Here is a 22,368-nt window from a genome sequence, read left to right on the forward strand (position 1 = left end):
GGCTGAGTGCCCCTCATGTCCGCAGATCGCGTAGCCGCGTGCCAGACTGCGACCGGATTTGGATCATGCGTCTGAAAGTGCGGAGATATCGGCCTTTGTCCACACGCAGTCGTGGTCAGAAAGCGGTGTGCCGGTGGCTGAGATTGAACTCAACACGCCTTTGTCTACGGGCGTGAAACCCCGTCCGGCCAGCCAATCCAGTTTCATCTTTCGGTCCGGGTGTGGCGTGATCAGACTGGGGCGGGTCGTGTCGCCCTCGGCCGTAAACGCCCACGAATAGCCCTGATCTTCGGCCAGAGCGAACAAGGTTTCGCGGCGCCAGTCGAAATCGGGGGGAAGGTGGTTGCCGGTGTTCAGATCTCCGCCGATCAGAACGGGCATGTCGGGGGCGAAGGCATCGATCTCCTTTAGCAGAAGTTCGAACTGAACTTGCCGGTGTTCAGCGGCGGAATTACTTTCCAGATGGGTAGAGACTACGCAGATCGGCCCCTGTTCGGTGGGCACCACGGCGGCAATGGCCATGCGCCCGCCGACCCGGGGTTGCTCGGGGTCGGCAGCGCCGCTTTCGGGGGTGAACCAGTGGCCGTGGTCGTCCAACCGGATCAACGTCGTGCGTTCAAACGGGACTGAGGACAGGACGGCGTTGCCGTGCCAGCCGGTTGTGTTGAAATCATCGGTGCAAAAGGCGCGCTCGGTCGGGCCGCCCAGGTCAAGCTCGTGAAACTCGACGCCAAAGGCGTAGGTCATGCCAAGGGCGCGAGCGACCTCTTCGGTGGTGTGGCGTTGCGCGGTGCGGGCCATGCCGCAATCGACTTCGGACAACAGAACGATATCTGGCGCGATCGGGGCCAGATGCGCGGCGGTTTCTTCGGGAAACAGGCAGCGTTCAACATTCCAGGCAGCGACGGTGATCTGCGCCGGCAGTTGGGCCGCTTTGGCCTCGCCGCCCAATTGCAGCGCGTTCATCGCCGGCAAGGATGCCATTAGCGAGCGATGCGCCTGCGTTGTGCGCGGGGCAGCCAGAATTTCAGCCCGCTGGTCAGATGTGACAGCGGGCAAAGTCGCGACAGTATCAGTGATCAAAGGACTTTTCCCGTTTCCACGTCAAACAGACGCAGGGCGTCGTGTTTCAGCGTGATGCGGGTTTCGCCCGTGTGCACGCTATGGTCTTTGCCGACCATGACTGTAAATGGCTGGTCCGCAAGCGTTCCGTGCAGCAAACGATGCGCGCCAAGTTCTTCGAGGATGTCGACCTGGAACGAGACGGATCCGTTCTCATCCAGTTCGACATCCTCGGGACGTACACCCATGGTCACCGGGCCGCTGACGGCCTGTGGCGCGGGCATCAGCCCGTCATAGCCGTTGAGGCGGACCTGCCCGTCTGACGCTTCGGCCTCGATCAGGTTCATGGGTGGGGCACCCATGAACGAGGCGACGAAGGTAGAAGCCGGATTGTGGTAGATCTCGGAGGGGGTACCGATCTGCTCAATCCGGCCTGCGTTCAAAACGATGATCCTGTCGGCCATCGTCATCGCCTCGACCTGGTCATGGGTTACGTAAACTGCCGTCGTGCCAAGACGACGCTGCAGGGCTTTGATCTCGATCCGCATCTGGTTGCGCAGCTTTGCATCGAGGTTCGAAAGAGGTTCATCAAAGAGGAACAAGGCGGGGTCGCGCACCACCGCGCGCCCCATGGCGACGCGCTGGCGTTGACCACCGGACAATTGCGCCGGTTTGCGGTCCAGATATTCAGTCAGGTTCAGCATCTTGGCGGCGTCTTCGACCTTGGCTGCGATCTCGGTCGCTGGCGTGCCGCGGTTCTTCAGGCCATACCCGATGTTTTTGCGCACCGTCATATGCGGGTAAAGCGCGTAGTTCTGGAACACCATCGCGATGTCCCGATCTGCCGGGTCCACATCGTTGACCACCCGGTCGCCGATTTTCAGCGTACCTTCGGTGATATCCTCGAGCCCCGCGATCATGCGCAGCAACGTGGATTTGCCGCAGCCCGAAGGACCGACCAGAACAACGAACTCGCCGTCTTGAATGGTGAAGCTTGTGGTCTGAACGGCCTTGAAGCCGTTTGGATAGACCTTGCGGATGCCCTCTAATGATACCTGAGCCATGCGCGTATTCCTTATTTGTCGGATTCTGTGAGGCCCTTGACGAACCAATTCTGGAAGAAGATGACGATCGCCACCGGCGGGATCATCGCAACAATGGCCAGCGCCAACGCTTGTCCATGCTCGGGGATCTGACTGTCGGTGTAGGTCAGCACGATCTGTTTGATGCCCCGGACCAGCGTGAAGAAGCTTTCATCCGTCGTGATCAGCGTTGGCCACAGGTACTGGTTCCAGCCAAAGACGAACATGATGATGAAGATCGCGGCAATCATCGTGCGGCTGAGCGGGACGAGGATGTCGATAAAGAACTTCCACGGCCCTGCGCCGTCGATCCGGGCCGCCTCGGCCAGTTCTTCGGGGACGGACATAAAGAACTGCCGGAAGAAGAACGTGCCTGTGGCAGATGCGATCAGGGGAACGATTAGACCGGTATAGGTGTTGGTCAGGCCCAGTTTCTGGATCGCTTCGTAGGAGGGCAGGATGCGGACCTCGAGCGGCAGCAACAGGGTGGTGAAGATCACCCAGAAGGCCAGCGTTGCAAAGCGCAGACGGAAATAGACGATGGCATAGGCGGCCATCATCGAGATGATGATCTTGCCCACGGCAAAGCCGATGCCCAGAATGAAGGAGTTCATCAGCATCAAGGTGCCATCAACTGTCTGCGTGAACCCGCCTTTTTCAAACATGGCGGCGTTGAAGTTCTTGCCCAGGTCGTCGCCTAGGCCCAGTTGGATGCCTTCGCGGTGGATGGTGACCGCATCGTGGCTGGCTGTCGTCAGCGCCAGCAGAGGTGGCAGGATCATCAGCAAGGACCCAAGGATGAGGACAAAGTGATCTCCGATCGTTTCCCAGCGGATTCTGCGGGGTTTGCGGGTCACGGCGGGTGTGTCGAGTGTGGTGTCGGCCATGATTTCCTCCCTCAGGTATAGTGAATCCGGCGTTCCACCAGCCGGAACTGGAAGACGGTCAGGATCAGAACAAGGGCCATCAACACAACGGATTGCGCGGAGGATCCGCCAAGGTCGTTGCCGCGGAAGCCATCCAGATACACCTTGTAGACAAGCGTCATCGGGTTGTTGCCCGGCTCACCCTTCATCAGTGCGTCGATGATGCCGAATGTATCGAACAGGGCATAGGTGATGTTGATGATCAGGAGGAAAAACGCGGTTGGGGCCAGCAGAGGAAAGGTCACGTCCCAGAACCGCCGCGTGGACGAGCGGTTGTCGATCATGGCCGCCTCGCGAACTGAACGTGGGATGGATTGCAGGCCCGATAGGAAGAAGATGAAATTGACCGGGATCTGTTTCCACACCGCAACGATGATCATTGCCGTTGCGGTGGCGTTGTAGTCAACGCCCAGCTTGAACTCCCAGCCGAACAGTCCGAAGAACTTGGTCATGGGGCCGGTGCTTTGATCAAAGAACAGAATACCCAGAAAGCCCGCGACCGGGGGTGCGATCGCGTAGACCCACATCAGCAGGGTGCGATAGGATCTCGCCCCTCGGATCACCTTATCGGCCTTGACCGCCAGCAAAAGTGCAATGGCCAGCGAAAAGAAGGTGACGAGAATTGAGAAGACAACCGTAAACCACGCGATGCGTTTGTACTGATCATTGCCCAGCAATGAGGTGTAGTTGTCCGCCCCCACAAAGGTCGAGCCGAACCCGAACGGATCCTGCAGAAAGAACGACGATTGCAGCGCCCATCCAGCGGGCCAGTAGAAGAAAATGGCGATGATCATGAGCTGCGGCAGCAGCAGCGCCACAGGAAGCCAGATAGTGTCGAAGCCCGCGCGTTTCATTGTTAGTCCAGTTGCAAAATGGGGGATGGCCGCGCCCAAAGGCGCGACCATCTTGGGGGTGATCCCAGAACCTTAGCCCTGAGTCTTGGCGAAGCGCGCCAGCAATTCGTTGGCTTCGGCTTCAATGTTCTGGAAAGCGCTTTCCACGTCGGTCTCACCGGTCAGGATACGGCCATACTCGCGGTTCATGATGTCGCGGATCTGAACGTAGAAGCCCATGCGGTAGCCCTTGGTGTTGTCACCGGCCTTGGCTTGCAGCTGGTTCACACCAACTTCGGCGGCAGGATAGCGATCATAGTGGCCGTCTGCTTTGGCGGCTTCATAAGCGGCCTCGGTGATCGGGACATAACCGGTTTCCTGGTGCCAGAAATACTGGGTCTCAGGTGCGGTCAGGAAGCGGAAGAATTCAGCGGTTGCCTTGTTTTCCTCGTCCGACTTGCCCGACATCGCGAACAGCGCTGCGCCACCGATGAAGGTTTGGGTCGGCTCAGCGGTGACAGCTTCCCAATAGGGCAGCTCAACCGCGCTGAATTCAAAACCCAGGTCTTTCTGCAACAGGCCGCCGAACGAACCGGACGAACCCAGCCACATGGCAACTTTGCCTTCTTCGAACGGTTTTGCGTTGTCACCCCAACCGGTGCCATACCATTCGAACATGCCGTTGTCTTTCCACTCGGTCACGGCGGTGAAGTGCGCCTTGATCGCGTCGTTGTTGACCAGGATCTCGGTGTCCATGCCGTCATAGCCGTTGTTGTTGGTCGCAAACGGCAGGTTGTGGCGCGACATGAAGTTCTCGGTGAAGATCCAGGGCAGGTGCGACTGGCTGAGCGGGATGTAGCCTGCCTCTTTCAGCGCCGGAGCGGTTGTCGACTGGAACTCTTCCCAAGTCTTCGGTGGGGTCACGCCAGCAGCTTCCAGAGCGTCGACATTGTAATACAGGATCGGGGTCGACGAGTTGAACGGCATCCCGATCATCTTGCCATCGCTGTCGGCATAGAAATAACGCACACCGGCAATGTAGTCATTGATGTCGAATTCGACGCCGTTTTCAGCCAGCAGGTCCTGAACCGGAACGGTCGCGCCTTTGGCCGCGATCACGGTGGCGGCACCTGCGTCAAACACCTGCATGATGTTGGGCTGCTCGCCCGCGCGGAAGGCAGCGATCCCGGCGGTCAGCGTTTCTTCGTAGCTGCCCTTGTAGATCGGAGTGATTGTGTATTCGTCCTGCGACTCGTTGAATTTCTCGGCAACCTTGTTGACGGTTTCCCCTAGTTGCCCGCCATGTGCATGCCACCAAGTGATTTCGGTTTCTGCAAAAGCTGCGGTCGCGGTGAACGCGAGCGCGGCAGCTGTTGCGCAAAACTTCAGATTGTTCATTTCGATCCTCCGGTTCGGTATCGGCCCTTTGCAGCAAAAAGACCGTTGGCATTATGTGCCAGTTTTCATGCAGGCTCCCCTGCGGCGTTTTTCGCGCGCAGCCTCCGACCCGCATCAGTGGAACACGTCCGCAAACTGCACACGTGACCACATACTGTTAACGTATGACAGTTCAATGAAAGATTTCTAGCAATATTGACAAATTCGACAAAAAAGATGGACAGCTTAGGCGTGGTTGATGACAGCAAAAAACAACTGGACAGACCGCGCCGCGTTACGGCGCAGGCGGTTGCCGATGCGGCGGGCGTGTCCCGCTCGGCCGTGTCCCGCGCTTTTACGCCCGGCGCTTACCTTGATGCGGAAAAACGTATAAAAATCATGCGTATGGCTGACCGTATGGGGTATCAACCGAATGCGTTGGCGGCGGGGTTGAAGGGGGGGCGATCGCACCTCGTAGCGGTCTTTGTGGGCAACAAGCGGAGCACCTACGACTCGGAGTTTGTGAACCGGTTGGTCGGGCAGTTGAACGCTCTGAACAAGTGGCCGATTCTGATTGATGGCAGTGGCGAGAGCGCGGAATCAGCCATGGATCACGTTTTGCGCTATCCGCTGGATGCTTTGATTCTGCGCGGGGGCAGCATGCCCGGCGCGCTTGTGGAGCAATGCAGCAAATTCGGTGTCCCCATGATCTCATCCGGGCGGATCGTGGATGCGGCGGGGATCGACAATGTGTGCTGCAAGAATGCTGACGGGATGACCCTCGCGACTCGTGTTCTATTGGACAAGGGCCGCACACGGTTCGGGTTCATTGCGGGCGCTGCCGAGTTTGGATCGTCAGATGATCGCAGGGCCGGGGTGGTCAACACTTTGGCGGCGGCAGGATTGTCCCTGATTGCGCTAGAGGTCGGAGATTTCACGGTTGGGTCTGGTTACGAGGCAGCGCAGAAATTGCTGCGTGAGAACAGCCTTGATGCGCTGATCTGTGCCAATGATGCCAGCGCGATCGGAGCGTTGACCGCCGCGCAGGAGCTGGGCGTGGACGTGCCCGAAACACTCTCGATTGTGGGCTTTGACGATATTGAAATGGCCGGGTGGCCCGCTTTCAATCTGAGCACGATCAACAATCCGATCGACCTGTCGGTCGAACATGTGATCACCTTGCTCGAAAAGCGTCTGGCTGAACCGGCTAAGGCCAGTGAGACCCTTCTGATCGAACCCTTCTTTGTCCCGCGCGGTACCCATTGACACAGATACGGCCCGAGGTGCCTGAAATCGCGAAGGGTTTCTGGACGCCGTGCAGGATGACAGTATTCTTCACACCGCCTATTGCCCGCTCTTGCAAACAGAGAGAGGTCTCGACACCTAGGCAGGGCCCTGACTCAGACCTCTTGGATCGAAGTCTCTGAAAGTCTTTCCACAAGGCTTTGCTCAATCTCTTCCAGAACGCCGCGTACTCGTTTTTGAAGGGCGTGTTCGACAGAACAGGTTGGCGCCTCATCTTCAAGGCCGCTGGCGACAAGGCGCTCGTCCAGCGCAAGGTAGACATCGGCCAACGTGATTTCGCTCGGCACGCGGGCCAGACGCCATCCGCCTGCATGGCCTTTCTCGGACGTCAGCAGACCGGCGGCACGTAGTTTTCCCAGAACGCGACGCACAACAACCGGGTTGGTTCCGGCATGGTCCGCAATTTCGGTTGAGGTGCGCACACGGTCCGGCTCTCCGGCCATGTGGCTGAGCGTGTGCAGGGCAAGTGACAGGCGGCTATTGCGCTTCATATGACGGGGTTCTCCAAACCTGCTGGCAACGTAACTTTGGCTGTTGCATTAATCTAGTAACTATGAAAGTTACAAGAACCGCATCCAGAGCTATGGAGACTCATATGTCAGATACGCGCCTTCCCGTCACGGTGCTTTCCGGATTTCTTGGGGCTGGCAAGACCACTTTGCTGAACCGGGTTCTCAACAACCGCGAAGGTCGCCGTGTCGCGGTGATCGTGAACGATATGTCCGAGGTGAATATCGACGCTGACCTCGTGCGCGCCGATACCGAACTGAGCCGCACGGACGAGACGCTGGTTGAAATGTCGAACGGCTGTATCTGCTGCACCCTGCGCGATGACCTGCTGGATGAGGTCCGCCGACTGGCGGCCGAGGGGCGCTTTGACTATCTACTGATTGAATCAACGGGTATTTCTGAGCCTCTGCCGGTGGCCGCGACCTTTGATTTCCGCGATGAGTATGGCGAAAGCCTGTCCGATGTGGCGCGTCTGGACACGATGGTGACGGTTGTCGATGCGGTTAACCTGCTTGGGGATTTCTCCTCGCATGACTTCCTGCAGGATCGCGGTGAGACCATGGGCGAGGAAGATGAACGCACCCTCGTCCATTTGCTGACAGATCAGATCGAGTTCGCCGATGTCGTGATCCTGAACAAGGTCAACGATGCCGGGCCGGAAAAGGTCGACGCGGCCCGCAAGATCATCCGCAGCCTTAATGCGGATGCCGAGATCGTCGAGGTCAATCACTCCGCTGTGGCGGCTGAGAAAATCCTCGATACCGGGCTGTTTGACTTCGAAAAAGCCCATGAGCATCCGATGTGGGCCAAAGAGCTGTATGGCTTTGCTGACCACGTGCCGGAGACTGAAGAATATGGAGTTGCGTCTTATGTCTACCGGGCGCGTCTGCCCTTCGTGCCCGAGCGTATCCTTGAGGTTCTGAACGGCGATCTGCCGGGTGTGATCCGGGCCAAGGGGCATTTCTGGATTTCTACGCGTCCCGATTGGGTGGCTGAGTTTTCGCTGGCCGGAGCGCTCTCTAGCGTGCAGCCTTTGGGCACTTGGTGGGCTTCGGTGCCAGAGGATCGGCGGCCAACCCATGACAGTGCCCGCTCCTATATGCAGGCCCATTGGCAAGAACCATGGGGAGACCGCCGGCAAGAGATCGTGTTCATCGGTGCGGGGATCGACTGGCCGACCCTTAGGGCGCGCTTGGATGCCTGCCTCGTACCTGCCGTTGCGGCTTTGGGTCCCGACAATTTGCCGGACTATCCCGACCCGTTCCCGATCTGGCGTCAGGCTGAGGCCGCAGCATGAGCGTTGTGCGCCAAACCGTGATCGGTGCGGCCGTTGGGGTTGGCGTTGCGGATACGCCCGAGGCGCTGAGCGCCTTTCTAAACCCAGGCTGCGCCGCAGCACTTTGGCGGCGTCAAACTCCGCCCAGTGTTCAAAGCTGGCTAAATGATCTTGAACCCGAGGACCTGCCGAAGGGGCGGGTGATCCTTCCGTTGGGCAAGGTGGCCGAAACAATCAGCCATCTTTGCGACATGTCCGGTTTGCCAGCATGCCCTGAGCGGGACTGGCTGGAGGCGGATATCGCCTTACTGGCAGACGTGTTCTCAGATCTGGTCTCGGCCCGGTATTTGCGGTTGCGGCTGGATGTTGTCACGAACAACGCCTGCCGCAAGTTCCATATCGACGCCATCACCGCGCGACTGGTCTGCACTTATCGCGGCACCGGTACGCAATACGGCATTTCGCGTGATGGCGCTGAGCCTCAACGTGTCTTTACGGTGCAAACCGGGTCTCCGATCCTGTTACGTGGGACACGTTGGCCGGAGACACCGCGGTCGGGCCTTTTGCACCGTTCTCCTCCAATCGAAGGCACCGGCGAGACCCGGCTCGTTCTGGTGCTGGATCCCATCACAGACCTGGACGAGGCCGCATGACAGGAAATCTGGGACAAAGCAGCTTGCGGCGCAGGAAGCGCGCGGGCGATCCCATGGCCGTCTTTGACAGCCTGCCCGCCCCGTTGAGGCAGTGGTTGTCGGAAGCGGCCCTGCCATGGTCGCCCGTCTCGGCGCGCCGGATTTGGGTCAAAGCACTGGCCAAAGGTCTTACGCCGGAAGAAACGTTGCTATCGCTGAATCGGGCCGAGGCGAGAACACTGGCACGCGACAAGGTGATGGCCCTGCCGCGCGGTTAAGGCATCCACGCTCTGGGGTCGCTTTGACTTGAAACTGTTACGCTCAGCCGTCACCATCCGATCATTGTTGATTGATGAATTACGGAGGGCGCAATGGCCTATAAGCTGATTAAGGGCGAGTTTCATATTTTCTATCCCGACATTCCAAAGCAGGGCCCGGAACCTGACGGTGATACTCTGAAATTCAAACCAGATGACCCGTCGCTTGTTCAGGACCTTTGGCGTTCGGGTCAGCCCCGGCCCGGCTTCAATGGGCGCGGGATGATCAATCTGCGGTTTGAAGGTCTGGATGCGCTCGAAACCCATTTCCGCAGCGCGCATCAGAACAAACCCCTTGCGGAGGCGTCGCGCGATTTTCTGTTGGATTGGGCCGGGTTCGGAGACGTGGTGTTCTGGGATGACAAGCCAAACAAGGTACAGCAGGTCGAAAACAACCCGGTTCGCGGTTACATCCTGACCAATGGTCTGGACGGCCACGGCCGGATTGTGGCCTTTGTCTACTCGGGTGATGCGCCCGAACCGGACGGTGAGGTATTCAAACTGAGGCCGGACCGCGTGGATCAGAGCTTCAACGCTCGCAGCCTGGAGGCTGGTCAGTCCTATCCGCTGTTCTACCTGACGCTGCCGATCTCACTTGCCCGGCATCTCGGAGGGATTGCGGATCAGGCCCGTGCGGCGGGGAAGGGTCTGTATCCTGATGACGCTTCTGCCCCCGGGCAAGACTTCGAAGTAACCCCGGCGAATTATCAGAATCTGGCAATCTGGCCCAAGCTCTTTCGGCGCTTGCATGACTATTTCGCGGATGAATTCGATGATTTGAGCGGGTTCGACACCTGGCTGCGCGCGGATCCGAGGGACCGGGACGATCGCATGCTTCTGCCTGATGACTATGACGCCCATTTCCACAATGTGGTCGAGGTGACCTCGCCCACTTCCATGAGGCTGACGGTCGACCCCAAGGATATCGTGATCCTGCCGGACGATTTCACCATGTCCGACACCGGCCTGCCGTCACAGTAGCGCCAGGTCTAAAGCTTCGCCGAAGGTGCCGGGCCGCGCCAGTCCAGACTGAGATCATGGCGCAGACTATGTGGGAAGGGGATCATCCGATTGGTATCCTCGTCCCACAGCCTCCATTTCAGGCAGTTGAGCGCGCCTCGGACGTCGATCGCCGCGCTGTTCCAGTCCTGCGCGATTGAGGCGTTGCAGGTCTTGAGGTGATAGCAGGGGATTTTGGCGTTCAGGTGATGCAGGTCATGGAAGCCGAAATTCAGCAGAACAAAATCTACAACCGGTCCTAGTCGGAGCGAACTCGCCCCGTTCAAGGCGGCAGCGTGGGCGGTTTTGTCGCCGGATTGGCGCCAATAGGTTTCTTCGAAGTTGTGCCCGACATAGACGACAAATATTCCGAAACTGCCTGCAAGAATGCTGCCAAGGATCAGGGCGTAAAAACTCCACCAACCCAGAAATGTGATGATCAGGCCCCAGAAGACAAACATGGCGATATTCTGCAATAGGACATCCCGGACGCTGACTTTCAGTGTGTTTCGGGGCCAGCGGTATTGGACAAAGTAAATCAGAACCGGGCCGATCAGGAACAAGGTGATCGGGTGCCTGTAGGCGCGATAGAACAGTTTCCTGGACAGGGGCGCGGTCTCATATTCGCGCCGGGTCATGACATAGACCTCGTGGGCGTCCCGGTGATCCAGATTGCCCAGATGCTGGTGATGCAGGTTGTGATTATACCTCAGAACGCTATGCGCGATCCCGGAAAAGAGGCACAGGAGGTTCCCAAGCAGATCATTCCACGTGCGGTTTGTGAAAAAGCTGTAGTGCCCGCAGTCATGCTGGATGGAATAGAGCCGCAGGATTCCTGCCGCAAACAGGATCGAACCTAATGTCAGGGAAAGCCATGCCCCGGGAAAAAGGGCAGGGATAGCAAGCGCCGCAGCGACAACGCCTGCGCTGATGGCCAGCGCTTTGCAGGCCATCCTATCGTCTGGTTTTGTGAATTCCCTCGGAACCTTGATCGAACTCATTACCGTCACTGAAAATGATTGAGACTATGAAAACGCTTAGCGTCCCCAATCGTTAGCACGGCTTTGGATTTCCGCCAAATTCGATGAGGTGCGCGGTTCAGGCATCGGTTTGGGACAGCTCCAGAAACATATAGGGCTGTATGTTCTCAAATGGCCACAGGCGAACAACCTGCGTGAGGCCCAATTTTTTTGCCCCGCGCCCGATCGCGTTGAACACGCCGATATGTTCCTGAAATACCGGATCATCGTTGAATCTGTCGATCATGCGGTCGGTGATCTCAGACCGCACGCGCAGGCGCAGGCCGGACCCCTTCAGGTGACGTTTGATCTGGGCCAGACGGACGAAGTTGAGGCTGTTCCACAACCCATGAACTTCGTAAGTGTCCTCAACCCATGTAATCCGCTTTCGAAACAGTCGCCCTGTCAGGGTCTTTGAGCGAAGCGCGGGAATGTTGAAATGCGGCTCATACGGGAAACCGTAGTTGGGGCACAGGATCAGGCAGCGGCCCTGTGGGGCCAGAAAACGCGGCAGCGTATCCAGGAAATGCTGCCAATCCGGCAAATGCTCCAGCACGTTGACCATGTAGATCAGATCATAGAGTTGGGACGGAGTGAACTCCTCATAGGTGCTGCGTTGAATGTCTCCGCCCTGCTTGGCAGCGTGATCCAGAACATGCTCCATCGGTGCGAAGCCTTCGGCGAAAGGCTCAATGGCGTCCAGCGTGATGTTTGGGTTCCGTTGGCGCAGCATGGTCAGCAGGATACCTGCCCCGCAGCCGATCTCCAGCGCGCGTGCGCCGAGGGGCAGGGCGCAGATTTCAGGGTCGAGATTGTGGAAATGAAACCGTGCCGCGCTGAGCCAGATGTCTTTCAGGGGAAAGTCGAACCGCGCGAAATCCTCAAGAATGTCGTCGACCGAAAAAAGGCTTTCTTGAGGGCTGACCGAATGCATACTGATCCCGAGACGAGTGGTTTGAAGGATTGATATAACAATGTGTTGGAGCGGGCCAGCGTCCTATACCATTGCTGCCGTCGGGGTGATCGCCACCGTCAAAGCCATACGACAAGGCGAGAGCCCGTTGCTCTGGTCTCCGCTGGTGTATTTCACCGCGATTGAGGTGCTGCAGGGTTATTCCTATTCCGTCGAGGGACAATGCGCATTGCCCCAAAACCAGGTCGCGGCGTTTCTGGCCTATATACATATCGCCTTTCAGCCATTGTTTACCGGCATTCTAGCCTTGTATTTTATCCCAAAGGATGTGCGCGGTATTATAGCGCCCGTGGTCTTCGGTCTCGGCGCAGTGACCGGAGCGTATCTGTTGCTGCAAATTTATCCGTTCGAGTGGGCAGGCCCGTGCCGACCGGGGCGTCTTTTGTGCAGCGATCATCTGTGTGTGAAGGCGGAAAGCTGGCACTTAGGCTGGCATCTGCCACTGAACGATCTGGGTGAAAGCCTGCCTGCCACGATTTTCGGGCAGCAATATGATCTGAATTTCCCGGTCTATTTTACGGTGATGTTCCTTCTGCCCGCTGCGCTGGGCGCGTGGAAAGTGGCGGGGTTTCAACTGCTGATCGGGCCGACGCTGGCATGGGCCTCAACAGATAGCCCGACGGAAATGCCTGCGATTTGGTGTCTGTTCTCGCTGGGCATTGTCATGATGATCGTGTTCACGCCGCTCAAGACGGCGCTGCAGGCAAAATCATGGCCTTTATGGACTGTGCTGCGCTGGGTGAACGGGACCAATAAAAAACCACTCTAGTACCCAAAAAAACCGTTCACCCGCGCACCACTTTCTTTACCTCATGCCTAACCTGCGAACCGCAGTTCCGATCTGATCGGATACCCGGTTCCCCCTCAAGCCGGTGGGAGGCAAGAAACCCTATGGAGGCGGCGACTACGTCTCGGCGTCACCCTCCAGTTGATACAGAACCCAATCGTCACTCAGGCCTTTCAGCTGTTTGGGTCCAATTTCCTGAAACTCCAGCCCCAGACCCAAAACCAGATCGCGCACGGTGCTGGAAACCCATGTCTGCCCACCGGGTGTCAGGCTGAGAACACGGGCCGCGATTGCGATCGCGATACCGGTCACATCGTTGGTGGTGCGCAGACACTCTCCACAATGAATACCGGCCCGAAGCTTTAGGCCAAGCGCGTCTGCCGTGGCCCGAAAAGCCTTGGCGCAAGCGATGGCGGCGCTGGGGCGGGGAAAGATCGCCAGCATGCCGTCGCCCATCAGTTTCACAAGTGTGCCTTCGTGTTCTGCAACGGTTTCAAGCGCTGCCGTATCCAGAGCATCCATGACATCGCGCCACTCTGCATCGCCCAGACGCGCGATGATCTCGGTCGAGTTCACTACATCGGTCATCATGATTGTGACCAACAGGCTTTTGTTTTCACCATCGGCCGCGCATTCGGCGATGTTGTCCTCGAAAGTTTGGTCGATCAATGCGCTCGGCTGAGGGTGGATGATCGTCGGGCGAACCGGGAATGATTTTACGACCGACGGTTCTGTGGTCTCCATATCAACAACTGCCAGCGTGCTATGCTTGCTGCATGGCGCCGGAAGTTCAGACAGTTCGGGATCGTCGATGGGCTCAATAATTTCAAAAGATGTATTTAACATAACTGCACCAACAAATCTGGACGTTGAAACAGAGATTAAAATCAAATTGTCACCAAACCGCGATGCAGATGTTAACCAGATGTTAACAGGCGGGGTTGTTGCGCACGCTAGGCTTGTGTCCGTGGCTGAACATATTCCAAAAAGAGTGTGGGGATGGTTTGGACGTAAATACTCACACGTGCCAAGCTGTGTTTAGAAACAGACAGGTAGGACCACAGAGTTGAAGAAGCTGAACGTATTGTTGGTAGAGGACGACCCGTCATTGCTTGCTCTGACGTCCGCGCTTCTTCGGCCGCACTACAATGTTCTTCAAGCGTCCAATGTTGCGGATGCACGCGCGACGCTTGCGTCCCAATCGGTGGATATCGCTTTGCTGGACCTCGGATTGCCGGATGAGGACGGTCTGGTGCTTGCGCGTTCGATGCGCGCGAAATCGGCTCATCCTCCGATTATCTTCGTGTCGTCCCGCAATACCGCGAGCGACAAGATCAGCGGGTTGGACATCGGGGGTGACGACTATCTGACCAAGCCGTTTGACCCGGATGAGCTTCTGTCCCGGATCAACGCAGTTCTCAGACGCACGAACCCCCAGGCGCAGATGCCGCGGCAGGATACCAGGGTCCGGCTGGGCGAGATCGAGATTGATCTGGACAGTCGACAGGTCTGGAATGCCCAGCACGAGGTCATACCCGTCACACGGGCCGAGTTCGACGTGCTGATGGCTATCGTAAACGCGAACGGTCGGGTGCTGTCCCGGTCGGTGTTGCTGGATGCGGTCGCCCTGTCGCCGGATCATGACGCCGGAGAGCGAACAATTGACGCTCTGGTTGCCAAGATCCGCAGGAAGCTGTCGGATGGCGGCGATGGTCCAAAGATCATCGTGACGGTCCACGGGGTCGGCTATCGACTGGGGGTGACACGACAGTGAAACCCCGCGCCTTCATATATGACGAACCGATCAACGCGGTCACCCAGAACTTTCTGGACAAAAAGTTTGAGGCTCAATACCGCGATTGGTACTTCGAATCTACACGCGGGCAATTCCGCACAGCGCTGCTATTTGGCGCGTCTTTCTACGTCGTCTTTGCTTTTCTTGAGGTTTTTGTCCTGCATTCCCGCAGCTTCTCAGGTCAGGATCTGGCTGTCTGGGGCGCGCGGCTGTTCATCATCTCGTTCATTTTCGGACTCTTCTTTTTCTCGCACAAACTTCCGGCGCGCACATTGCCCGTGATCATCTCCACCGGCTGGTCGATGATGTATCTGGCCATCTGGGCCGCCTTCGCCTTTTCCGGTGATCATGAATCCAAGGATTTTTTGTATCGCTTTGCGCTGATCAGCCTTGCGGGCACCGTGTTCCTGCCCTTTGTCTTTTCCCACTCGGCAGCGTTGCAGCTTTTGCTGTTCGTGCCGGTGTCGTACTATCTGGTGTTCGACAAAACGAGCTTAAGCAGCGGTATTGATACGTGGATCGGTCCCTCCTTCGTTCTGGCTTCTACTGTTCTGATTGGTCTTTATGCCAAGTTCTTTTCCGAACGCACACTGCGGGCGAATTTCGTGCAGAGTGTCTATCTGGAAAAGGCGCGCAACGATGCGGAAAAGGCGAATGAGGCGAAATCCCAGTTTCTGGCAACCGCAAGCCATGAGTTGCGCACACCGCTGAACGGCATCGTGGGCAATATCCGCCTGATCAAATTGACCCCGCAGGACCCTGAGTCTCTGGACCAGAGACTGGATGAGATTGAACGCTCGAGCCTTGCGATGCGCAATCTCATCGACGATGTCCTCAACATCGCGCGTCTTGAGGAAAAGCCCGAAGATCGAGAGTTTCGCACCTTCAACCTGTCCGAAGTTCTGCAAGACCTCGAGGCCGTCTTGCGCCCGCTGGCCCGGTCGAAGAACGTACAGTTGATCATCCCGCAGTTTGACGATGGCGTTTATCTCAGCGGCAATAGCGGCCACCTGCGGCACATTCTGCTGAACCTTCTAGGCAACGCGGTGAAGTTCACCAATGAAGGCTCGGTCACGTTGTCTTTTGAGCAATCAAAGCAGTCGGTGGCCTTTACGGTCAGCGATACCGGGATCGGTGTGCCCGAGGACCAAGTCAAGGATATCTTTGAACCCTTCACGCAGGCCTCGAACATCGACTCACGCAAAACAGGCGGGACTGGGCTGGGGCTTTCGATCGTGCGTGGGCTTGTCTCAACGCTGAATGGGCAGGTGTCGGTCAAAAGCAATCTGGGCGAGGGGACAGTGTTCCGGGTCGAAGTGCCTTTCCACGCGGCCCCGGCCCCAAGCCCGCAATCCGAAATGGCGGGTTTTGCAGCCACGGTCGGGACGAAGCAAAACGTTCTTATCATCGAGGACGACCCGACCAGCATGGAGATCCTCAAAAGCCTGCTAGAGAGGGATGGCCACACGGTCACCGCAGCGGCCAACGGCAAAGAGGCGATTGCCCGCTTCCATCCAGATGACACCGATTGCATTCTAACCGATATCCGACTGCCCGATACGACTGGCGTTCAATTGGCGCGCGACCTGAAGCAGATTGCCAAGGAAACGGGATTGGACAAGTCAATCACCACTATTGCAGTGACTGCCAACGTAATGCCCGAAGATCTGGATGAATACACGAACGCTGGCTTTGACGCGGTTGTCTCAAAGCCTCTGGATGAGCGAGTGCTATATGGCGCCATGCGAGCCTCACTCGGGCAGCCATCCCCTGAGATATCGTACATTCCAAATACCGATGACACCAAGGAACGCCTGAGGAAATTCCTGAGCAATGAAGAGTTGGATCAGGTTTTCCTGACATTCCGAGAGTCGCTCGAAGACTGCTATGTCGAGCTTAAGAAAGCGCGGGGCCAAGGCGACAGGGATCGGATCGAGTTCCTCGTTCACCGGGTCTATGGCAGTGTCTCCAGTTTTGGTGAAACGGAATTGGCCGCCAAGGCACAATCGGTCGAGGGGCTTTTGCGCAGCGGTGCCGAGAATTATAGCGCAGAGTTGGACAAGCTTATTCAATCCTGCGGGGTCGTCATTCAGGGCCTTAAACGACAGGCCTCTTGAGGCGGTCTCTCATAGCACAGCCTGTGCCCGTTCGATCATCACCACTGATGCCGGGTCGCCACCGCGTAACGTGTCGGCAGATTTGAACGCGTCTATGGCTTGGGAAAATCGCTCGGTCCGGAAATGCGCCAGGCCAGACTCGTAGGCCGCGATCCAGGCTGGCGGTTCAGGCGTGTCGCCGGCCATTGCGATCAGTTCAAACACGACCAATTCCTCGGTGCGGCCCGCGATCTCCATCGTGTCCAATTCGCGGGCAATGATCGCGTCGCCCGCTTCGCGCCGGGTTTCGGGGCCGATCAGGATTGCGGTGCCGTATGTCTTGTTGACACCCTCCAACCGGCTGGCCACGTTCACCACGTCGCCAATGGCGGTGTAGTTCAGGCGATGCTCGGACCCGATATTGCCAACCAGAGCTTCTCCGCTATTTAGCCCGATCCGCACATGTAGTGCCTCGTCCGACTGGCTTTGCAGGGCCGAGTTTTCAATGACTTCCACTAACTCTAAGGCGGCGCGGCAGGCGTGTTCCGCGTGGTTCGGATTCTGCCTCGGTGCGCCCCAGAAGGCCATCACCGCGTCGCCGATGAACTTGTCGAGCGTCCCGTCATGGCGTTCGATCGTTGAAGAGGCAGCATTGAAAAACGGCTCCATCAGTTCCACGACCTTTGGGCCGTGTTTCTCGGCCAGACCGGTGAAGCCAGACACGTCGCAGAACAGGACCGAGATTTGTTTGGTCTCGCCACCGGGTTGCGACTTCACACCCGCGGCGACCAGCATTTTCACCAGATCGGTCGGCACGTATTTCCGAAAGGCCGACAGCCCGGCCGCCATGCTCGCCGTCGCAGCCGAGAGGTTCTCAAGCTCGACCAAACGCGAGGGACGACGTGAGACCTGCTCGACATCGAACCGCTCAATCCGGCTGAGGTCTTCAGCGACGCGTGACAGCGGGTTGGCAACGACCCGGCGCACCAGCCAGATTGCGGCGATGGTCGCCAAGGCCACCACGCCCAGCAGGATGTAGACCAGATTGACCAGCGTCCGGTCGATCCCGGACAGAAAGGCCGATTCCGGGATAACCGTCGCCACACGCCAACCGTAAAAACCCAGCGGTGTCAAAGCGACCGCATAAGCCACGTCGTCGTAGACGATCCGTTTCGTCAGGGTGCCCGCAACGACCCCGTCTGCGTCGGTCAGCAGTTTCTGGCCCGAGAGTTTCGCCACTTCGTAAAGCTCTCCCTCACCCATGCGGGCGGGGGTGATTTCGTCCGCGTTGGGATCGGGCACGGCAATGACCTTGCCATCGGCGCTGAGGATAAATGCCGCACCGAACTCACCGGGGCGCAGGGAGCCCAGAAAGCGGGAAAGGCGGTCGGTATCAATGGCAACCGACAGCACGCCTTGCCGTTGGCGACGTACATCGATTGGGCCGGAATATGCAAACACTGTCTTGTCGCTGTTTGGCAGATCGCGCACTTCGATCCAATCTGGCGTGTCGCGGTCGATGAAGTTGTCATACCAGGGGTGTTCGCGCGGGTCGTAATCTGTTTCGGCAAAGCTGCGTTCTTCGAACTGGATGTCGCCAGGGATGAAGATATAGCGGTCTCTGCGCAGCTTCCTGTCGTGAATGTTCTCGTCGATCTCGATCATCTCAAGCCCGCTATCCCCCAGCCGGTGGGCCGCAAAGAAATTACCATCGGGCCAGCCGAAGGTGATCCACGAGATATTTGGTTGAGATTGCAGTTGAGACAGAAACACAAATTCGCGTTTGTCGGCCTGACGTGTTTCGATCACGTTTTGAATGAAGATCGTCCGGACTGCGGCCCAGGCAGCCTCGGCGGATCTGAGGGTCAGGCCAACCTCAATCCGGACCGTGTTCGAGATCTGGCTGTTGATCTCGGCGGCCAGCATCTGACTGTTGTCTCGCGCCGTTGTCCACCACAGGGAATGCACAATGAAGGTCGACACGCCGATGGACAAAGCGACGAGCATTGACACAGCGATCCCAACGGTGACACGCATTGAAGCTCCACGGCGGCCTATCGCGACTGGCGCAGTGATGCGGGCAGTCAGGTTCGAGGCCAAGTCTAGGGGCTGCAACCGTCAGTTGCCAGTTGGTTTCAATCTGCGCTCTAACTTGTGTAGTTGGCGAGAGAAACGCTTGGACAGAAAAACCGGCAGATCGACGGGCGGGTCAATCTGCCGGTGTTTTTGGTATCTTAGGTCAGCTACGACCCTTCCATGGGACCAGTACGTTCTCGGCCTTGCGCATCAGGATATCAATGCCGTAGCCGATAATGCCGATCAGCACGATGCCCATGATCACGATGTCGGTCAGCTGGAATTTCGAGGCCGCGATGATCATCATACCAGCCCCTTTCTGCGCCGCGACCAGCTCCGCCGCAACAACCGTGCCCCAGCAGACGCCCATCGCGACCCGCGCACCCGTGAAGATCTCGGGCAGAGAGTTCGGGACGATCACATGACGCATGATCTGCCATTTGGATGCACCCAGCGAATAGGCCGCGTGGATCTTGGAGATATTCACACCCGAAACTCCCGCACGGGCGGCAATGGTCATGATCCAAAGGGCGGCAAGGAACAGCAGAACGATCTTGCCAGTCTCCCAGATCCCGAACCAGATGATGACCAGCGGGATCAGCGCCAGCGGAGGGACAGGTCGCATGAACTCGACAATCGGGTCGAACCAACCGCGGAACCAGCCCGACAAGCCCATTGCATAACCCAGCGGAATACCCACGATGGCCCCGGCGATGAAACCTGCGATGACGCGCAGCAACGACCAACCCAAGTGCTGCCAGAGCGAGAAGTTCTGATAGCCTTCATTGGCGATCTCGAAGAAACGCGCGACGACCGTTTCCGGTGCAGGAAGCCAGATCGGGTTCATTTGCAAACCCTGTGCTGGGGTAAAGCTGATAGCGCCCTTGCCGGTCAGCGATACAGTGCCGTCTCCAACATTGACTTTTGCGTCAGGACCGATCGGATTGCCATTGATCGCGATGATCTTTGCGCCATCTGCGCGTTTGGCGTCGTCGTTCTTGTCAAACAAGATGGTCGAGGACCGCCCGGTTGGCGCAGCAAATGCATCGTCTTTGGCGAAGCCCGTACCGGGATCAACCTCGAAGTCTTCTGCATCTTCTCCGAAGGGTGGGACGCGGATGAAGACGGTGGCGTCATCAGTCGTGCCGTCTGCATTCTCGACCGTGTAGGTGAATTGGGTTTCCCCCACAAACGGCCCCGGAACATGTAGCGGGATCAGTTTCGATCCTGTGAATGCCGCCCAGATTACGAAGATAACCAGAATCGAGATGATCGAGGCTGCGCGATCCGCGCGCACAGCGCTTTCATCGCCAAAGGTCACGGTTTTCAGGCTGGTAAAGTCCTGACGGCTTTGCAGGCCCTTGCGCAGCAGGTGAACGATCAAAAACGCGCCGCCGAACAGGCCGATATAAAACAGAAGTACGATCATGATGCTTGCTCCGTCCGGCCCATGATTTCTTCTTCCATTTCCCAGATCATCGATAGGATTTCATCTCGGGTTTCGGCGAAACCTTCGGACTTTTTGACATCGCGAAGGTCGGCGTTCACGCCGCGTTCCGCGAAAGGCAGGTTGTATTCCTTGTGAATTCGCCCCGGACGCGGGGCCATCACGATCAGGCGCTCGCCTAGCAACAGGGCCTCCTCGACCGAGTGGGTGATCAGGATGATGGTCTTGCCGGTCTCTTTCCAGAGTTTCAGGACCAGCCCCTGCATCTTTTCCCGGGTTAGCGCGTCCAACGCGCCCAAAGGTTCATCCATCAGGATGACGTCAGGCTCATTCGCCAGACACCGTGCCAGGGCCACGCGCTGCTGCATACCGCCCGACAGCTCATAGACGGCCTTTTCCTTGAAGTCCTGAAGGCCGACGACCTCAAGAAGATGGTCCGAGATCTTATCGCGCTCTTCCTTGGGCATGCCTTTCATGCGCGGGCCGAATTCCACGTTTTCGCGCACGTTCATCCATTCGAACAAGGCGCCTTTCTGAAACACCATGCCGCGTTCCGCGTCTGGCCCTTCGACCACGTGGCCATTTAGCTCGACCCGGCCCGAGGTGGGCGCAAGGAAGCCCGCGACGATGTTCAGCAACGTTGTCTTGCCGCATCCCGAGGGCCCGAGGACCGAGACCAACTCACCTTCTTTAAGGCTGAGCGTGACGTCCTGAAGGGCTTGCACAGAGGTACCGTTGGGCAAGTCAAAGCGCATGGACAAATCAATGATGTCCAGTTCAGGCATTCCGTTTCCTTCCTGCTGTTGTTTCCGAAGGCCAGCCGGATGACCGGCCCCCGGAATATGTATGTTGTATTAGTTGGACGCGGCCGCCAGCGGCGCGCTGTTTACAGCGCCCTCATAGGAGTCCAGCGCCGAGTCGATGCTGCCCGCATCCACAAAGACATTGGCAACGCCGCCCATGAACTCATGCGCGCCACCACCCAGCCATTTGTCAGACAGCTGCTCTTCAGCGGAGGGGAAGGTGAAGGTCGCGATGGTTGCCTCGGCATCGGCCAGGTCCATACCTGCATCCTTTGCGATCGCGGCGAGCATCTCATCCTTGGAGTCACCCGCGTTCCACTGCGCGTTTGCGTCAGCAGTCACTTTGAGGAACTTGGACAGCAGTTCAGGCTCTTCCTGAATGAACGAGGTCGGTGCACTTGTTACGTCGAACACCAGAATGCCAAGCTCTTCCTTTTCGGCGCCGGTCAACAGGATGTTGCCGTGGTCGAGCATACGACGCAGCGCGCCACCCCAGCCGCAGACCATGTCCAGGTTACCCTGAGCAAAGGCTGCCGCGCCATCGGCGGGTGCCATGTCGACGATTTCGAGCGAGCTGGTATCCACGCCGAAATGGGCCATCTGCGACAGGAACCCATAGTGCGCGGCCGTGCCGATCGGCACACCGACTTTCTTGCCGTTCAACTCTCCGGCGTTGGTCTTGTCGATTTCCAGCGCTTCGGCCACGACGCAGTTGTCATTGTCCGAATAGCTAACCGCAACATCGACGGCCTGCAGGTCCTGACCAGCTGATGTGGCCACAACGAACGGCGGAACGCCTTGGCTTACAGCTATCTGAACGTCGCCGGATGCCATAGCAGCCGACATCGCAGTCCCGGTGTCGAAGGACACCCAGTTGATCTTGACGCCCATCTCTTCTTCATAGGTGCCGTTGGCCTTGGCGTATTGGAACGGCATCGGCCATTCGAGGAAATAGGCGACGGTGATTTCATCCGCAGCCGCTGCTTGTGATGCCGAAAACGCGGCAAGACCGGCGCAGGCCGTTGAGAGCAGATACTTTTTGATCATTGGTTT

General features: G+C 57.8%; 21 protein-coding genes. 8 read left to right on the plus strand and 13 right to left on the minus strand.

Features of this window, described 5'->3' with window-relative positions; all coding sequences use genetic code 11:
• Window positions 1-63: 63 nt before the first annotated feature.
• The 5 genes from ACR0NO_RS15475 to ACR0NO_RS15495 all read right to left on the minus strand — a co-directional run bounded on the left by ACR0NO_RS15475 (window position 64) and on the right by ACR0NO_RS15495 (window position 5,301).
• The gene (locus tag ACR0NO_RS15475; RefSeq protein WP_170718830.1) at window positions 64-1,080 is read right to left on the minus strand and encodes an endonuclease/exonuclease/phosphatase family protein; all 1,017 of its coding nucleotides are present in this window, start codon (window positions 1,078-1,080) and stop codon (window positions 64-66) included.
• Window positions 1,080-2,126: a sn-glycerol-3-phosphate ABC transporter ATP-binding protein UgpC gene (locus ACR0NO_RS15480; RefSeq protein WP_170481540.1), complete on the minus strand. Its 1,047-nt coding sequence runs from the start codon at window positions 2,124-2,126 to the stop codon at window positions 1,080-1,082. Before ACR0NO_RS15480 ends, ACR0NO_RS15475 begins: the two co-directional genes overlap by 1 nt.
• An 11-nt stretch (window positions 2,127-2,137) precedes the next feature.
• The gene (locus ACR0NO_RS15485) at window positions 2,138-3,031 is read right to left on the minus strand and encodes an ABC transporter permease subunit (RefSeq protein WP_170376923.1); all 894 of its coding nucleotides are present in this window, start codon (window positions 3,029-3,031) and stop codon (window positions 2,138-2,140) included.
• An 11-nt stretch (window positions 3,032-3,042) separates the two neighbouring features.
• Window positions 3,043-3,924: an ABC transporter permease subunit gene (locus tag ACR0NO_RS15490; protein WP_170376925.1), complete on the minus strand. Its 882-nt coding sequence runs from the start codon at window positions 3,922-3,924 to the stop codon at window positions 3,043-3,045.
• A 72-nt stretch (window positions 3,925-3,996) separates the two neighbouring features.
• The gene (locus ACR0NO_RS15495) at window positions 3,997-5,301 is read right to left on the minus strand and encodes an extracellular solute-binding protein (RefSeq protein WP_170376927.1); all 1,305 of its coding nucleotides are present in this window, start codon (window positions 5,299-5,301) and stop codon (window positions 3,997-3,999) included.
• Window positions 5,302-5,532: 231 nt separating this feature from the next.
• Between ACR0NO_RS15495 and ACR0NO_RS15500 the strand changes: the two genes are divergently transcribed.
• On the plus strand, window positions 5,533-6,546 hold the full coding sequence (locus tag ACR0NO_RS15500) for a LacI family DNA-binding transcriptional regulator (protein ID WP_480724594.1): 1,014 nt from the start codon (window positions 5,533-5,535) through the stop codon (window positions 6,544-6,546).
• A gap of 134 nt (window positions 6,547-6,680) precedes the next feature.
• Here the strand turns inward: ACR0NO_RS15500 and ACR0NO_RS15505 are convergent, their stop codons facing one another.
• Window positions 6,681-7,076 (minus strand): RrF2 family transcriptional regulator, encoded by a 396-nt coding sequence (locus ACR0NO_RS15505; RefSeq protein ID WP_480724595.1) that lies wholly within the window; start codon window positions 7,074-7,076, stop codon window positions 6,681-6,683.
• Between the two features lie 104 nt (window positions 7,077-7,180).
• On the opposite strand from ACR0NO_RS15505, the gene ACR0NO_RS15510 reads away from it, so the two are divergent.
• The 4 genes from ACR0NO_RS15510 to ACR0NO_RS15525 all read left to right on the plus strand — a co-directional run bounded on the left by ACR0NO_RS15510 (window position 7,181) and on the right by ACR0NO_RS15525 (window position 10,301).
• Entirely contained in the window at window positions 7,181-8,392 is a 1,212-nt protein-coding gene (locus ACR0NO_RS15510; protein WP_480724596.1) for a GTP-binding protein, read from the plus strand.
• On the plus strand, window positions 8,389-9,024 hold the full coding sequence (locus tag ACR0NO_RS15515) for a DUF1826 domain-containing protein (protein WP_480724597.1): 636 nt from the start codon (window positions 8,389-8,391) through the stop codon (window positions 9,022-9,024). Before ACR0NO_RS15510 ends, ACR0NO_RS15515 begins: the two co-directional genes overlap by 4 nt.
• Window positions 9,021-9,281, plus strand: a complete 261-nt coding sequence (locus ACR0NO_RS15520; RefSeq protein ID WP_480724598.1) for a DUF6525 family protein — start codon at window positions 9,021-9,023, stop codon at window positions 9,279-9,281. Before ACR0NO_RS15515 ends, ACR0NO_RS15520 begins: the two co-directional genes overlap by 4 nt.
• 93 nt (window positions 9,282-9,374) lie before the next feature.
• Window positions 9,375-10,301, plus strand: coding sequence for a thermonuclease family protein (locus tag ACR0NO_RS15525; RefSeq protein WP_480724599.1), 927 nt, complete (start codon window positions 9,375-9,377; stop codon window positions 10,299-10,301).
• Between the two features lie 8 nt (window positions 10,302-10,309).
• Here ACR0NO_RS15525 and ACR0NO_RS15530 read toward each other — a convergent pair whose 3' ends face one another.
• Both ACR0NO_RS15530 and ACR0NO_RS15535 read right to left on the minus strand, forming a co-directional pair.
• Window positions 10,310-11,272 carry a fatty acid desaturase gene (locus tag ACR0NO_RS15530; RefSeq protein ID WP_480724600.1) on the minus strand — a complete coding sequence of 321 codons (963 nt, stop codon included), beginning with the start codon at window positions 11,270-11,272 and terminating at the stop codon, window positions 10,310-10,312.
• 145 nt (window positions 11,273-11,417) lie between these two features.
• The gene (locus ACR0NO_RS15535) at window positions 11,418-12,272 is read right to left on the minus strand and encodes a class I SAM-dependent methyltransferase (RefSeq protein ID WP_480724601.1); all 855 of its coding nucleotides are present in this window, start codon (window positions 12,270-12,272) and stop codon (window positions 11,418-11,420) included.
• A 40-nt stretch (window positions 12,273-12,312) separates the two neighbouring features.
• Between ACR0NO_RS15535 and ACR0NO_RS15540 the strand changes: the two genes are divergently transcribed.
• Window positions 12,313-13,080, plus strand: a complete 768-nt coding sequence (locus tag ACR0NO_RS15540; protein ID WP_480724602.1) for a DUF5765 domain-containing protein — start codon at window positions 12,313-12,315, stop codon at window positions 13,078-13,080.
• 135 nt (window positions 13,081-13,215) lie between these two features.
• On the opposite strand, the gene ACR0NO_RS15545 is transcribed toward ACR0NO_RS15540, so the two are convergent.
• A complete protein-coding gene (locus tag ACR0NO_RS15545; protein WP_480724603.1) occupies window positions 13,216-13,842 on the minus strand; it encodes an adenylate/guanylate cyclase domain-containing protein in 627 nt (208 codons plus the stop codon).
• Window positions 13,843-14,164: 322 nt separating this feature from the next.
• On the opposite strand from ACR0NO_RS15545, the gene ACR0NO_RS15550 reads away from it, so the two are divergent.
• Both ACR0NO_RS15550 and ACR0NO_RS15555 read left to right on the plus strand, forming a co-directional pair.
• Complete coding sequence (locus ACR0NO_RS15550; protein ID WP_170666965.1) at window positions 14,165-14,872, plus strand: response regulator transcription factor; 708 nt, start codon at window positions 14,165-14,167, stop codon at window positions 14,870-14,872.
• Window positions 14,869-17,010: an ATP-binding protein gene (locus ACR0NO_RS15555; RefSeq protein ID WP_480724604.1), complete on the plus strand. Its 2,142-nt coding sequence runs from the start codon at window positions 14,869-14,871 to the stop codon at window positions 17,008-17,010. The genes ACR0NO_RS15550 and ACR0NO_RS15555 overlap by 4 nt, the downstream gene beginning before the upstream one ends.
• A 9-nt stretch (window positions 17,011-17,019) precedes the next feature.
• On the opposite strand, the gene ACR0NO_RS15560 is transcribed toward ACR0NO_RS15555, so the two are convergent.
• The 4 genes from ACR0NO_RS15560 to ACR0NO_RS15575 all read right to left on the minus strand — a co-directional run bounded on the left by ACR0NO_RS15560 (window position 17,020) and on the right by ACR0NO_RS15575 (window position 22,362).
• Window positions 17,020-19,026 carry an adenylate/guanylate cyclase domain-containing protein gene (locus ACR0NO_RS15560; protein ID WP_480724605.1) on the minus strand — a complete coding sequence of 669 codons (2,007 nt, stop codon included), beginning with the start codon at window positions 19,024-19,026 and terminating at the stop codon, window positions 17,020-17,022.
• A 202-nt stretch (window positions 19,027-19,228) separates the two neighbouring features.
• Window positions 19,229-20,494: an ABC transporter permease gene (locus tag ACR0NO_RS15565; RefSeq protein WP_170376954.1), complete on the minus strand. Its 1,266-nt coding sequence runs from the start codon at window positions 20,492-20,494 to the stop codon at window positions 19,229-19,231.
• Complete coding sequence (locus ACR0NO_RS15570) at window positions 20,491-21,297, minus strand: taurine ABC transporter ATP-binding protein (protein WP_170376956.1); 807 nt, start codon at window positions 21,295-21,297, stop codon at window positions 20,491-20,493. Before ACR0NO_RS15570 ends, ACR0NO_RS15565 begins: the two co-directional genes overlap by 4 nt.
• A gap of 69 nt (window positions 21,298-21,366) precedes the next feature.
• Entirely contained in the window at window positions 21,367-22,362 is a 996-nt protein-coding gene (locus ACR0NO_RS15575) for a taurine ABC transporter substrate-binding protein (protein ID WP_170641131.1), read from the minus strand.
• Between the last annotated feature and the right edge of the window lie 6 nt (window positions 22,363-22,368).

Source organism: Ruegeria sp. CL3, assembly GCF_056536505.1.

What these genes read in the sequence shown, in the direction of transcription:
- ACR0NO_RS15520 (WP_480724598.1), top strand. Translation starts at nt 9,021, where the DNA reads ATGACAGGAAATCTGGGACAAAGCAGCTTGCGGCGCAGGAAGCGCGCG.
- ACR0NO_RS15510 (WP_480724596.1), top strand. Translation starts at nt 7,181, where the DNA reads ATGTCAGATACGCGCCTTCCCGTCACGGTGCTTTCCGGATTTCTTGGG.
- ACR0NO_RS15480 (WP_170481540.1), bottom strand. Translation starts at nt 2,126, where the DNA reads ATGGCTCAGGTATCATTAGAGGGCATCCGCAAGGTCTATCCAAACGGC.
- ACR0NO_RS15535 (WP_480724601.1), bottom strand. Translation starts at nt 12,272, where the DNA reads ATGCATTCGGTCAGCCCTCAAGAAAGCCTTTTTTCGGTCGACGACATT.
- ACR0NO_RS15545 (WP_480724603.1), bottom strand. Translation starts at nt 13,842, where the DNA reads ATGGAGACCACAGAACCGTCGGTCGTAAAATCATTCCCGGTTCGCCCG.
- ACR0NO_RS15515 (WP_480724597.1), top strand. Translation starts at nt 8,389, where the DNA reads ATGAGCGTTGTGCGCCAAACCGTGATCGGTGCGGCCGTTGGGGTTGGC.
- ACR0NO_RS15540 (WP_480724602.1), top strand. Translation starts at nt 12,313, where the DNA reads ATGTGTTGGAGCGGGCCAGCGTCCTATACCATTGCTGCCGTCGGGGTG.
- ACR0NO_RS15525 (WP_480724599.1), top strand. Translation starts at nt 9,375, where the DNA reads ATGGCCTATAAGCTGATTAAGGGCGAGTTTCATATTTTCTATCCCGAC.
- ACR0NO_RS15495 (WP_170376927.1), bottom strand. Translation starts at nt 5,301, where the DNA reads ATGAACAATCTGAAGTTTTGCGCAACAGCTGCCGCGCTCGCGTTCACC.
- ACR0NO_RS15505 (WP_480724595.1), bottom strand. Translation starts at nt 7,076, where the DNA reads ATGAAGCGCAATAGCCGCCTGTCACTTGCCCTGCACACGCTCAGCCAC.
- ACR0NO_RS15575 (WP_170641131.1), bottom strand. Translation starts at nt 22,362, where the DNA reads ATGATCAAAAAGTATCTGCTCTCAACGGCCTGCGCCGGTCTTGCCGCG.
- ACR0NO_RS15570 (WP_170376956.1), bottom strand. Translation starts at nt 21,297, where the DNA reads ATGCCTGAACTGGACATCATTGATTTGTCCATGCGCTTTGACTTGCCC.
- ACR0NO_RS15485 (WP_170376923.1), bottom strand. Translation starts at nt 3,031, where the DNA reads ATGGCCGACACCACACTCGACACACCCGCCGTGACCCGCAAACCCCGC.
- ACR0NO_RS15490 (WP_170376925.1), bottom strand. Translation starts at nt 3,924, where the DNA reads ATGAAACGCGCGGGCTTCGACACTATCTGGCTTCCTGTGGCGCTGCTG.
- ACR0NO_RS15530 (WP_480724600.1), bottom strand. Translation starts at nt 11,272, where the DNA reads ATGGCCTGCAAAGCGCTGGCCATCAGCGCAGGCGTTGTCGCTGCGGCG.
- ACR0NO_RS15565 (WP_170376954.1), bottom strand. Translation starts at nt 20,494, where the DNA reads ATGATCGTACTTCTGTTTTATATCGGCCTGTTCGGCGGCGCGTTTTTG.
- ACR0NO_RS15560 (WP_480724605.1), bottom strand. Translation starts at nt 19,026, where the DNA reads ATGCGTGTCACCGTTGGGATCGCTGTGTCAATGCTCGTCGCTTTGTCC.